The following is a 12,001-nucleotide window of genomic DNA, read 5'->3' on the forward strand; positions in this document are numbered from 1 at the left end:
CGGCGGGGCTGCCCAAACGGGTCGACCTCTTCGAGCGGGCACGCCGAAATCCCCTAGAAGAAAGAGGAATTCACCACCCATACGAAAAGGCCACCGCAATCACAGCGCTACGCACAACCATTTACATCACTCCATGGGGACTCTTGCCTGCTGCCTGCTGCCTGCTGCCTGCTGCCTGCTGCCTGCTGGCAGGGCAGCCGAGCCGGCGTTTGCCTTGTCGCCGCCGCAGAGCCACCCGAGACGATACGGGCACGGTATTACCAGGTGGCTCAGCAGTTGGCGATTGCCCTGTGCAGGTCTGGCCATCGCTCCGTGTACCGCGTCGCGCCCGACATGATCCGCTGGGCACCAGCCGCAGTGCGGTGTCAAGCCCTGGCGCAGTGAGACGTTCAAATTCTCTACCGATCCGGAGCTGGTCGCGAAGGTCACGGGGGCTGTGCACATCGCGTCACCGTCGTCAGGTGTGCGTCCACAAGAGGAGGTCCTCGGCCCGCTGGCAACCCACGTACGCGACGAGGCGAACGGGTCCGGTTCGCGGCGTTCACGCACTCCAGGAGTGCGTTCGTCGTTCAGAAAAACGCCTCTGATGAGATCGGCCGGGTACCCTCTGGGCGCGTCCCTGTCCTTCCTCCTGACCCGGAACCTCGGAGGCGCCGTCGGTGCCCTCGGCGGTGCCGTACTCGCTGACCGATACGGGATCAAACTGGCCGTCGTCTACTCGTTGGTGTTGCTCGCCGGAGTCGGCACGACCGGCACCCAGATCCTTCTCAGTATGTTAATCGGCGGTCACTACCCTGCGTGGAGCCGTGCCACAGGACTAGGTGTGGGCCGGATCGGGGCGATCGTCGGCCCCACCTACGGTGACGTTCTCGTCGCGATCGGGACCGGAACCAGTTGGCAAATAGCGGCTTTCGCGGCACCGGCCGTCGTCGGTGCCATCCTGACCGTGGTCGTTCCGCAGCGCACACCGATCCGCCGATTCGCTCAGGCCCGGCGTCCTTCCGCGGCCGCGGGTATAGATCGGAAAGCTGTTTCATGACTATCGGACCGGTCAGGAGTGGCGCAGATTACAGTCGGATATAGGATGTTCTGCAACATGACGAAGCTGCTCATCGCGATGACTCGGGCGCGAACGATGGACACCTCCGGCAAACCGCTCCGCGCGAAACAGCGGCCGAAACAGTAAGGGGTCGCACAATGGCACGCCTGCAGTCGCTCAACGTCGGTATGCCGAAAGACGTGCCCTGGCAAGGCCGGACCGTCCACACGGGCATCTTCAAGTACCCCGTCGACGGTCCACGCATGGCCCGCACGCTCGACATCGACGGCGACGGTCAAGGCGACCTCGAGGGCCACGGCGGCGAAATTCGTGCCGTGCTCGTCTACCAGTGTCAGTCCTACGACTTCTGGCGGCGGCATCTCGATCGCGACGATCTCGAATATGGCCAATTCGGTGAGAACTTCACCGTTGACGGCCTACCCGACGACGAGGTGCACATCGGTGATCGTTATCGCATCGGCGACGCCGAGTTCGAGGTCACCCAGCCCCGCGTCACCTGTTATCGGGTCGGAATGCGCCTGGGTGAACCCGAGATGCCGGCGCTGCTCGTCGCCCACCATCGGCCCGGGTTCTACTTCCGGGTCATCACCGAAGGGCAGGTGCAGGCCGGCGACGAGATCGTCCGCACCCGGATCGGCCGGCACCGCATGAGCGTCGCCGCCGTCGACGCGCTGCTGTACCTACCTGACCGGGACATCGGCCAACTCCGCAAAGCAGTGGACATCCCCGCGCTCAGCCCCGGCTGGCAGCGATCGTTTCGTGATCTGCTCGACGCCGCCGAGCACCCGGCGCACGCCGACGAGCCGCCCGCCGGCGCCGAATCGAACGCCTGGGCCGGCTTCCGGCCGCTGCGCGTCTCACGGATCGTCGCCGAAAGCACAACCGTGGCGTCGATCTACCTGGCACCACACGACGATGCCCCGTTGACCCGGCCGAAACCCGGCCAGTACCTCACCCTCCGCGTCGCAGGCGCCGCCGACCCTCCACCGGTGCGCAACTATTCACTGTCCGCCACCCCGTCGGACAACGAGTACCGCATCAGCGTCAAACGCGAGACCCATGGCCTCGTCAGCACCTATCTCCACACGCGGTTGCGTGTCGGCGACACCGTCGACATCGCCTCTCCGCGTGGCGATTTCGTCCTTCCCGAAGACCGCGACGACACCACGCCCGTGCTTCTGCTCTCGGCCGGCGTCGGGGTGACCCCCGTTCTGGCGATGCTGCATGCACTCGCCGCAGCCCACAGCAAGCGCGACATCTGGTGGCTGCACACCGCTCATTCGGCCGCCGAACACGCTTTCGCGGCCGAAGCGCACAAGCTGTTGGCTGGCCTCGACCGGGGGCATGAACACGTTTACTACACAGCCCCTGGCCCGGCAGCGGTCGTGGATCCGCCGGCCGTCTCCGGCCGCCTCGGCCGCGAAGCCCTCGGCGTCCTGGCCCTGCCTACCGACGCGACCGCCTACCTGTGCGGTCCCACCCCGTTCATGGCCGCCGTCCGCGAAGCACTCACGCGTGTCGGGGTGGGCTCCGACCGTATCCACACCGAGTTGTTCGGCGCACTCCCGGCCATCAACCCGGGACTGACCGACGCCGCCCACGCTCCGCCGCACCAGCCCCCAGGCCCCGCCGGCATGGGGCCGCGGATCACCTTCACCCGCAGCGGACTCACCGCGCCATGGAGCGACGAGTACAGCACCGTCCTCGATTTCGCCGAAGCCTGCGACGTTCCGACCCGCTGGTCGTGTCGCACCGGCGTGTGCCACACCTGCCAGACCCCGATCCACTCCGGGACCGTTCGATACCGACCGGACCCCCTGGAGCCCCCGACGCCGGGCACGGCTCTCCTGTGCTGCTCGCAACCCGAAACCGACCTCGTTCTCGATCTCTGAAGAGCCACGGAGGCCCACCTGGCTACTCGTCCGCAGTCGTCAACTCGCGGATGGACACCCCTTCCGTGGAAATGGACGCAGCATCAATCAGAGCTTGCCCCGGTCGACGCCTCGCAAGGTGGGGAAGTGCCGCACGCAAGCGCTCGGCGTGTTCGGCGTTCGCCACGTGCCAGTCCAGACGAATCACTTCGATGGCGGCGCCGTCATCGGTTCCCATGACGCGGCCGACGTTCAAGCTTGCTGACACTGTGAGCGTGGCGGACTCGGCTATCGCGACCTCGCCGAGCAGCCGAAGCACTACCAGCGAGGCAGCGGCAAGCCCGGCGAGCATGTGCTCGACCGGATTTGCGCCGGAATCGTGCCCGCCGTATCGCGGCGCTTCGTCAATCGTCACCTCGTGCCTTCGCGCTGTGACCGTCGTGCCTTGGGTCCCGAGCAGCGCGTGTACGACGAGTTGCTCACGTCGAGGAGTAGTCACCGGACCGCCTCGTAGAATTCTGCGGCGGTGTGCCCACTCGTGTGCAGTGCGCCTGCCAGCCAGTCGAGCGCGTCCGCACCGGCGGCGTGGACGTCGCGGGGATCGGGACCGTACTGAGGGGACAAGTAGTCCGCCAACAAGCGCTGCGCATCTGCCCGGCTGCTGTCGTGCAACAGTGATGCCACCGCATCGAGTGCCACGGGATCTCGGCTCCTGACCTTCGCGATTGCCGCCGTCTGCGCGGCGACGACCTTTCGTACGGACGGATGGTCGACGCTGGTTCTCGCTACGTCGACGGCGACGCCCGCAGTGGGGAATTTGAGGGCGACGCCGAAGAACAGCGAGTCGGTGAGCCCGAGTCGTGACAGAGCGCTGGGGGCGAACGCGGAGCCCAGAACGGCCGCGTCGGCAACTCCGGACGTCAGTGCCTCCACACGCAGGCGATCGCCTGTGCTTCCTGCGGGGAAGCGCAGGACCGCCGGGGCTTCCTCCGCGGACCAGTGGTCGTTCAGCACCTTCTGGGTGAATGCACCCACGATCGATCCCTCCGGATAGCCGGCCAGGACGGTAGGTCCGGTCGATCCCGTCCCCTCCTTTCGTGTCCAGATCCAGAACAGCGGGTGGAGGGTGTGGACAAGTGCAACTTTCCATCGGCGTTGTCCCCGAAGTGCTTCGACCAACGAGCCGCCGAGCCCTGCGGACAGCGCTGCCTCGGGATGGTCCGGGCCGGGCACCGCTTCCACCTCGATGCCCAGACGGTCGTAGTAGCCCGCTCGTTCGGCGATCTCGTGGCACACCAGTTCGTGGACGTTGTGATCGCGATACCCCAGAAGAATCATTGCCGTTCCTTCCCAGCGAGTCCGCTCAGCCCGGTTGGTTCAAGATAATGAACTCAATTCCATATTTAGAATACCGAGACGATAGAGGGGTGCTTCGGAACCTGTCAAGCGCCGAAGCTGCGGCACCCCGTTCACTGGATCGCTGTCAACTGACCGAGGAGAGTCATCGCGCGGAGCGCCGCGAATTCTTGTGGAGCAACCGGACGGACTTCGTCGCGATCAGCACCACGAGGGTTGTCACGGCACCGAGCAATCCCCTGATGATCGCTTGCCAGGCGTGCGGTTGCACGAGGTGGAGCCAGGTGATGGCGAGGGCAACGACACTCGCGACCGGGAAGGTGAACGACCAGAAGCCGTGCGAAAACGGCAGGGCGCGGTAGCGCGGCAGCAAGGGTGCCTGAACCATGACCATGAACGCCGTGATGGCGGTGAGCGCCACGGACAGGGCGTCGGGTTGCCCGTTCGAGATGGTGAGCCATGCTGCAGCGCCAACCGCAGGCGGAGCGATCATGATTGCGAGCGTCGGGACGAGGGGCGCAGGCATTGTGGGGCGCAACGCGAGCCTGAGGAACAGCAGCATGGAAATCATCACCCAGAAGAACAGGCCGATCGCGAAGCTTCCGATCGCGAGCCAGTCGAGACCGATCCGGGCTGCGGCGAACGACCCGACGAGGCCGGCTGCGCTGATGGGGAGGTAGTATCCGCCGTGCACGGATTCGAGCGCCATCTTCCCGCTCATCCAGAAGCTCATCATCCATGCACCGAATGCGGCTGCGGCAGTGATGGAGACGAGTGTCAGCGCGGTTCCGGCAAGTGGAAGCGTGCCGTGCAACTGTGCTCCCAGCAACATTGCGGACAGCGGAAGCAACGCCGCGAGGGGACCGTGGGCGAAGTGTGTGAGCTGATGTGAGATCCGTTGAGTGGTGCGCTTGGCGCGGTGCGCGTGCGCTGTGGCTGTCGAGACCCAGGCGAGTGCTGCGATCACCCAGAATGCCTGGACGAACGCGAAGGGAGTGCCGAGCGCGGTCGTGGCGACCGACCAGGCCTGGGCCAGTCCGGCAAGGCCCAGCGGGATCGCGAGCGTGTTCAGTGGGAGAAGGGTGCGCGAGTGTGGCTCGACGGCGGTGATCGAGTGTTGTCCGGACAATGAAATGCCTTCCTGACTGGGTGGAGATCCTCGGGTTCTGGATCGAACGAAGTTCTTGACCTAGAGGTCAAAGCCAAGTGCGAGTCACCCTATTTGTTCTTGACCTTGAGGTCAACAACGATGGCGAGTTAACCTACCCGGGTGGCGAGACCGATGCGTTTTGAGACAGATGTGGCGATTGAAAAGGCGATGGACTTGTTCTGGCTACAGGGATACGCCGCGACGACTCCCCAGCAGCTCGCGGTCGAGATGGGAATCGGGAAAGGCAGCCTGTACAACACATTCGGGAGCAAGCACGCCTTGTTTCTGCGAGCGCTTCGGCGCTACAGCGAGATGCGACTCGAGTACCTCGACGATCTGTTCACCGCATCTGGACCGATAGGACCTCGTCTCGAGGCGGCGATGGCCGTTCTCGCCGGGGTCGGCGAGCACCGGCGAGGGTGCGTCATGGTCAATGCTGCGGCAGAGCTCGGCACCGTTGACGACGAGGTGAACCTCGTCGCGGACGAATTGTTCACCCGGATCGAAGCGATCTTCCGGCGCGCAATCGTGAATGGGCAGGAGTCCGGGGAGTTCGACAGTGCCCGACCCGCCGACGTTGCAGCTCGACAACTGCTGGCCTCGGTGATCGGTCTCAGCGTGCTCGTGAAATCGGGTGGTCGACCAGAGCCGTGTGCCGCCGTTGTCGACGGGGTTGTCGCCGGACTGTGAGCTGCGAAGAACCGCTCGTCGGTAGACCCGATTCTGCAGAATCGGTGACCCTCACATGCTGCCGCGCTCAGGTTCCGCGGCTATATCCTGGAGTGCACGCGATCGAAAGGTGAGTTCACGGTTGTTATGCACTGGTCGTGCCGTCGGGACCGGTGTGCGGGGAACCACGAGCCGACGGGGTGAGTAGACCGTCCGATGGGTGAAGATGATCCGTGCGATACGCAGCGGTACGTCGTCCCCGACGTGGCTGCGGAGCTGAGCGGGGCCGGCTTCGACGATGCCCGGGAGATCGGGCGCGGCGGTTACGGCGTGGTCTACCGCTGCACTCAGGCGGAGCTCGATCGCACGGTGGCGGTGAAGGTGCTCACCGTCGAACTCGACGAGGAGAATCGGGCCCGGTTCTTCCGGGAGCAGCGGGCGATGGGGCGGCTGACCGGGCACCCGAACATCGTCGGCGTCCTGCAAGTCGGTGCCACCGACAGCGGACTTCCGTACATCGTGATGCCCTACCATTCGCAGGGTTCGCTCGACGTGCGGATCCGCCGCCGCGGTCCGCTGCCGGTGGAGAGGGCGCTGCGCCTCGGCGTGAAGATCGCAGGCGCGGTGGAGTCGGCGCACCGGCTCGGCATCCTGCATCGCGACGTGAAACCTGCGAATATCCTGCTCACCGATTACGGTGAACCGGCGTTGACCGATTTCGGCATCGCGCACGTCAGCGGTGGCTTCGAGACCGCCACCGGGACGGTGCAGGGATCGCCGGCGTACACCGCGCCGGAGGTACTCGGGGGTGACCCGCCGACCCCGCCCGCCGACGTCTACGGCCTCGGTGCCACCCTGTTCAGTGCTCTCACCGGCCATGCCGCGTTCGAACGTCGCAGCGGCGAACAGGTCGTCGCGCAGTTCCTGCGGATCACCACGCAAGAGGTGCCCGATCTGCGTGACCACGGGATCCCGGACGACGTGTCCGAGGCGATCGCGCGGGCTATGTCTCGAACCCCGGATCAGCGCCCGGCCACCGCCGCCGACTTCGGGGAGGAACTGCGACGGCTCCAACACGATCATGGTTTTCCGGTCGACGAGATGGCCCTGCACACCATCCCTGGGTCGGCAAGCGGCGACGCACAACCAGAGTCCGGCCGACCTCGATCGGCGGTGTCCTCCGCGCTGGGCGCGACGGGACGTCTTCCCCTGGAACTGACCAGTTTCGTCGGCCGCCGACACGAACTCACCGAGGCCAAGAATCTGTTGGCCGGGTCCCGACTGGTGACGTTGATCGGGATCGGGGGTGTGGGCAAGACGCGGCTGGCGATGCGGGTGGCGGCAAGTGTCCAGCGCGACTACGCCGACGGTGTGCGGCTTGTCGGATTAAGTGAACTGCGCGACGAGTCGTCGCTCGTCGACGCAGTGGCCGGCGCACTGGGATTGCGAGACCACTCGGCGAGGCCGCTGCGTGAGGTCCTGATCGAATTTCTCGTGCCGCGGGAACTGCTGTTGGTCCTCGACAACTGCGAGCACATGGTGGACGCAGTGGCGGAACTGGCCGAGACCCTGTTACGGGTGTGCCCGTGCCTGCGGATTCTGGCCACCAGCCGCGAACCCCTGGTCATCGGTGGGGAAGCAGTGCTGCGGGTCCCCCCGCTGGCTGTCCCGGATCCGGAACGGCGGCCCTCCTTGCGAACGTTGTCCCGATACGATGCCGTGTCGTTGTTCGTCGAACGCGGCGCTGCCGCGGTTCCGGGGTTCGCGCTCACCGAGGAGAACGCGGCGGCGGTGGCGGGGATCTGTCACCGGCTCGACGGGTTGCCGCTGCCGATCGAATTGGCGGCGGCCCGGTTGCGGGCGATGTCGCCCCAACAGATCCTGGGGCGCCTGACCGACCGCTTCACCCTGCTGACCCGCGGCAACCGGGGTGCGCCGACGCGGCAGCAGACGCTGAGGTTGTCGGTGGACTGGAGCTTCGAGTTGTGCACCGCCGGTGAGCAACTGGTGTGGGGGCGGGTGGCGGTCTTCGCGGGGTGCTTCGAACTCGATGCGGCGGAGCAGGTGTGTGGCGAGGGCCTGGCCTCGGGCGAGTTACTGGACACGCTGACCTCCCTGGTGGAGAAGTCGATCCTGATCCGGGAGGAATCCGGGTCGGTGGTGCTTTTCCGGATGCTCGAGACTCTCCGTGAGTACGGCTACGAGAAACTCGAGCAGTCCGGCGAGGCATTGGATCTGCGTCGCCGGCACCGGAATTGGTACGAGGCGTTGGCGCTGGAAGCGGAAGCCGAATGGATCAGCGCGCGCCAACTCGACTGGATCACCCGGCTGAAGCGGGAACAACCGAATCTGCGGGAGGCCCTCGAATTCGGCGTCGACGACGATCCCGTCGCCGGTCTGCGCACCGCCGCCGCACTGTTCCTGTTCTGGGGCTCTCAGGGCCTCTACAACGAGGGGCGGCGCTGGCTCGGCCAGCTGCTCGCCCGCCAGAGCGGCCCACCGACGGTCGAGTGGGTCAAGGCCCTCGAACGCGCCGGCATGATGGCCAATGTGCAGGGTGATCTGACTGCCGGAGCCGTACTCGTGGCGGAGGGGCGAGCGCTCACTGCCCACACGAGTGACCCCATGATGCGCGCTCTCGTTGCGTACGGCGATGGCATGCTTGCCCTTTACAGCGGTGATCTGGCGCGTGCGTCTTCGCGCCTCGAAACCGCTCTCGCGGAGTTCGGCGGGCGCGGTGACCGAACGCTCGAAGTCGCCACCTTGTACCCGCTGGGTTTGGCGTACGGGCTGCGCGGCTCGACCGACCGGGCGATCGAACGGCTCGAGCGCGTTCTCGCGATCACCGAGCAACACGGCGAGAGAATGTATCGGTCGCACTCGTTGTGGGCCCTGGGTATCGCCCTGTGGCGGCACGGGGACGGCGATCGCGCGGTCCGAGTGCTCGAGCAGTCGCTCGAGGTGACCCGGCAAGTGCACGGCCCCCGTGTCGCCGCCTCCTGTCTCGAGGCGCTGGCCTGGATCGCCTGCGGACTGCGTGACGAATCGAGGGCCGCGGTTCTGCTGGGAGCCGCGGACGAGTTGGCACGGTCGGTGGGAAGTGCCGTGGTGATCTATTCCGATCTTCTTGTCTACCATCGGGAATGCGAACAGAATTCTCGACGGGAACTCGGGGACAGAGGTTTCGCGGCCGCCTACCGCAAGGGTCGGGAACTCGGTTTCGACGCGGCCATCGCCTACGCACTGCGCGAGCAACCGCCGAGCACCGCCGCGCCCACCACCGGCGGGTCGACGCGACTGACCAGGAGGGAACGTCAAGTCGCCGACCTCATCGCCGAGGGTCTCACCAACCAGGCCATCGCCGACCGCCTGGTGATCTCACCGCGCACCGCGCAAGGGCACGTCGAGCACATCCTGGCCAAATTGGGTTTCACCTCCCGGGCGCAGGTCGCGGCCTGGGTCGTGGAGCAGACCGACGACTGAATGGAACATCTCCGCTCGCGTTGAACGCAGCAGCCGGCGACGACTACGACTGCGGGCCGATCCCGCGCATTGCGACGAAAACTGTTCTCCGCGAAGGTATGTAGGTTTTCGTCTCGCCTCGTAGTGCACGCCATCTCCGGTCGCGGGACTGGGTCGCCGACCACACGCCCGGCGTCCGGAGGTCCATTTCCCTCTTGACAGCGAACCGCGGTGCTCGTAACGTCCGTGGAGTTCCAAATAATGATGTCAGTTCAGAATAATGAACGGAGCGTGTGATGGGGTTCACCGGAAATGTCGAGGCGCTATCGGGAATCCGGGTGGTCGACGCCGCGACGATGGTCGCCGGCCCCTTGGGTGCGTCGCTGCTCGCCGATTTCGGTGCCGACGTCATCAAGGTCGAGCCGATCGGCGGCGACGAGTCGCGCACGTTCGGGCCGGGACGAAACGGCATGAGTGGTGTCTATTCCGGGGTGAACCGAAACAAGCGCGGCCTCGCACTCGACCTTCGGACGGAGGCGGGCCGTGAGCTGTTCCACGAGCTGTGCTCGACAGCGGACGTGCTCATCGAGAACATGCTGCCGGCGGTACGGGAGCGATTCGGGCTGACTGCCGCCGAGCTTCGCGAACGGCATCCCCACCTGATCTGCCTCAATGTCAGCGGGTACGGCGAGAGCGGCCCCCTCGCGGGTCGTCCCGCGATGGACCCGGTGGCTCAGGCGCTCACCGGTCTCATGGAGGCGACCGGTGAGCGCTCGGGGAGGTCGCTCAAGGCCGGTCCGCCCGTCGCCGACAGCGCTGCGGGCTACCTGGTCGCGATCGCCGCCCTCGTCGCGCTCTTCGCGAAACAGCGCACGGGGGAGGGGCAAAGTGGCTCGGTGTCCCTGGTGGGAGCGCTGTTCCATCTACAGACGCCGTGGCTGGGGCAGTACCTCCTCGCCGACTACATCCAGGGCAAGGTGGGCAACGGCAGCAATTTCTACGCGCCGTACAACGCCTATACGACCCGCGACGGCGGCGCGGTGCATGTCGTTGCCTTCAACGACCGCCACTTCGTCAAGCTCGCCCGGGCGATGGGTGCCGAGGCACTGATCGACGATCCGCGCTTCGCGCAGGCCGTATCCCGACTGGAGAACCGTGAGGCCCTCGACGCCGCCGTCGCACCCTGGTTCGCCGAACGTGACCGCGACGACGTCGTCGCACTGCTCTCGGCACACGACATCATCTGTGCCCCGATACTCGCGTACGACGAGGCCGTCAGGCATCCCCAGATCCAGGCACTGGACCTCGTCGTCGACATCACCCACGACGAACTCGGACCGCTGCAGGTTCCGGGTCTCCCGGTGAAGCTCTCGGGCACCCCGGGACACGTACATCGCCCACCGACGTCGTTGGGCGAGCACACCACCGAGATTCTCAGCGATCTCGGATACAAGGACGACCGGATCGCGGCCCTCCGGGCCGAGGGGGTCGTCCGATGACCACAGAACATGGCGAAAGGAACCACCAATGAAGGTCGGAATCAGGATCCCGGGAGCAGGACCGTGGGCAGGGCCCGAGGCGATCACGGAGGTGTCACGGTTCGCTGAGAAGATCGGCTTCGACTCCCTCTGGATGACTGATCACGTGGCATTGCCGACCCGGGTGGAGACGGCGTACCCGTACACCGATGACGGCAAGTTCCTGTGGGACCCCGCCACGCCGTACCTCGACTGCCTCACGTCGTTGACGTGGGCGGCGGCCGCGACCGAGCGGATTGAGCTCGGCACCTCATGCCTCATCCTTCCGTGGCGACCGCTCGTCCAGACCGCCAAGACGCTGGTGAGCATCGACGTGATGTCACGCGGCCGGCTGTCGGTCGCCATCGGCGTGGGCTGGATGAAGGAGCAGTTCGAGCTGCTGGGAGCGCCCTTCAAGGACCGCGGCAGGCGGACCACGGAGATGGTCAACGCGATGCGGCACATGTGGAAGGAGGACGAGGTCGACTTCGACGGCGAGTTCTACCAGCTCCACGACTTCAAGATGTATCCGAAGCCGGTGCGGGGCACGATCCCCGTCTGGTTCGCCGGGTACAGCACCGCCTCCCTGCGCCGTATCGCCGCAATCGGCGACGGCTGGCACCCGCTGGCGATCGGGCCCGAGGAGTACGCCGGTTACCTGGCGACTCTGCGGCAGTACGCCGAGGAAGCCGGTCGCGACATGAACGAGATCACCCTCACCGCGCGGCCTCTGCGGAAGGCGCCGTACAACGCCGAGACGATCGAGGCGTACGGCGAACTCGGTGTCACCCACTTCATCTGCGACACGTCTTTCGAGCACGACACGCTCGAAGCAACCATGGACGAGCTTGCCGAGCTTGCCGACGCCGTCCTCCCCACCGCACACAACCTGGCCTGAACGGCCCGGCGGAAGAAA

The 12,001-nt window shown here is 66.0% G+C and carries 9 protein-coding genes; 6 read left to right on the forward strand and 3 right to left on the reverse strand.

All coding sequences use genetic code 11. The features are described 5' to 3' along the window. The first annotated feature begins 586 nt into the window (after nucleotides 1-586). Nucleotides 587-1,039: a hypothetical protein gene (locus GO592_RS11245; RefSeq protein ID WP_237737196.1), complete on the forward strand. Its 453-nt coding sequence runs from the start codon at nucleotides 587-589 to the stop codon at nucleotides 1,037-1,039. 158 nt (nucleotides 1,040-1,197) lie between these two features. Then, nucleotides 1,198-2,952, forward strand: a complete 1,755-nt coding sequence (locus GO592_RS11250) for an MOSC and FAD-binding oxidoreductase domain-containing protein (RefSeq protein ID WP_202715127.1) — start codon at nucleotides 1,198-1,200, stop codon at nucleotides 2,950-2,952. A 22-nt stretch (nucleotides 2,953-2,974) separates the two neighbouring features. Here the strand turns inward: GO592_RS11250 and GO592_RS11255 are convergent, their stop codons facing one another. The 3 genes from GO592_RS11255 to GO592_RS11265 form a co-directional block, all read right to left on the reverse strand. Continuing rightward, a complete protein-coding gene (locus tag GO592_RS11255) occupies nucleotides 2,975-3,346 on the reverse strand; it encodes an OsmC family protein (RefSeq protein WP_237737197.1) in 372 nt (123 codons plus the stop codon). Nucleotides 3,347-3,426: 80 nt separating this feature from the next. Next, nucleotides 3,427-4,269: a hypothetical protein gene (locus tag GO592_RS11260; protein ID WP_202715129.1), complete on the reverse strand. Its 843-nt coding sequence runs from the start codon at nucleotides 4,267-4,269 to the stop codon at nucleotides 3,427-3,429. Nucleotides 4,270-4,432: 163 nt separating this feature from the next. Then, the gene (locus tag GO592_RS11265) at nucleotides 4,433-5,416 is read right to left on the reverse strand and encodes a potassium-tellurite ethidium and proflavin transporter (RefSeq protein WP_172650947.1); all 984 of its coding nucleotides are present in this window, start codon (nucleotides 5,414-5,416) and stop codon (nucleotides 4,433-4,435) included. Nucleotides 5,417-5,605: 189 nt separating this feature from the next. On the opposite strand from GO592_RS11265, the gene GO592_RS11270 reads away from it, so the two are divergent. The 4 genes from GO592_RS11270 to GO592_RS11285 all read left to right on the forward strand — a co-directional run bounded on the left by GO592_RS11270 (nucleotide 5,606) and on the right by GO592_RS11285 (nucleotide 11,983). Then, nucleotides 5,606-6,127: a TetR/AcrR family transcriptional regulator gene (locus GO592_RS11270; protein WP_237737198.1), complete on the forward strand. Its 522-nt coding sequence runs from the start codon at nucleotides 5,606-5,608 to the stop codon at nucleotides 6,125-6,127. 195 nt (nucleotides 6,128-6,322) lie between these two features. Continuing rightward, the gene (locus GO592_RS11275) at nucleotides 6,323-9,589 is read left to right on the forward strand and encodes a protein kinase domain-containing protein (RefSeq protein WP_202715131.1); all 3,267 of its coding nucleotides are present in this window, start codon (nucleotides 6,323-6,325) and stop codon (nucleotides 9,587-9,589) included. Nucleotides 9,590-9,864: 275 nt separating this feature from the next. After that, on the forward strand, nucleotides 9,865-11,067 hold the full coding sequence (locus tag GO592_RS11280) for a CaiB/BaiF CoA transferase family protein (RefSeq protein ID WP_172650944.1): 1,203 nt from the start codon (nucleotides 9,865-9,867) through the stop codon (nucleotides 11,065-11,067). Between the two features lie 28 nt (nucleotides 11,068-11,095). Next, nucleotides 11,096-11,983: an LLM class F420-dependent oxidoreductase gene (locus GO592_RS11285; RefSeq protein ID WP_172650943.1), complete on the forward strand. Its 888-nt coding sequence runs from the start codon at nucleotides 11,096-11,098 to the stop codon at nucleotides 11,981-11,983. The last annotated feature ends 18 nt before the right edge of the window (nucleotides 11,984-12,001 follow it).

Origin of the sequence: Rhodococcus sp. 21391, from assembly GCF_016772255.1 — a bacterium.
GTDB lineage: Bacteria > Actinomycetota > Actinomycetes > Mycobacteriales > Mycobacteriaceae > Rhodococcus_F > Rhodococcus_F opacus.

What these genes read in the sequence shown, in the direction of transcription:
- GO592_RS11250 (WP_202715127.1), top strand. Translation starts at nt 1,198, where the DNA reads ATGGCACGCCTGCAGTCGCTCAACGTCGGTATGCCGAAAGACGTGCCC.
- GO592_RS11280 (WP_172650944.1), top strand. Translation starts at nt 9,865, where the DNA reads ATGGGGTTCACCGGAAATGTCGAGGCGCTATCGGGAATCCGGGTGGTC.
- GO592_RS11285 (WP_172650943.1), top strand. Translation starts at nt 11,096, where the DNA reads ATGAAGGTCGGAATCAGGATCCCGGGAGCAGGACCGTGGGCAGGGCCC.
- GO592_RS11260 (WP_202715129.1), bottom strand. Translation starts at nt 4,269, where the DNA reads ATGATTCTTCTGGGGTATCGCGATCACAACGTCCACGAACTGGTGTGC.
- GO592_RS11275 (WP_202715131.1), top strand. Translation starts at nt 6,323, where the DNA reads ATGGGTGAAGATGATCCGTGCGATACGCAGCGGTACGTCGTCCCCGAC.
- GO592_RS11245 (WP_237737196.1), top strand. Translation starts at nt 587, where the DNA reads ATGAGATCGGCCGGGTACCCTCTGGGCGCGTCCCTGTCCTTCCTCCTG.
- GO592_RS11270 (WP_237737198.1), top strand. Translation starts at nt 5,606, where the DNA reads ATGGACTTGTTCTGGCTACAGGGATACGCCGCGACGACTCCCCAGCAG.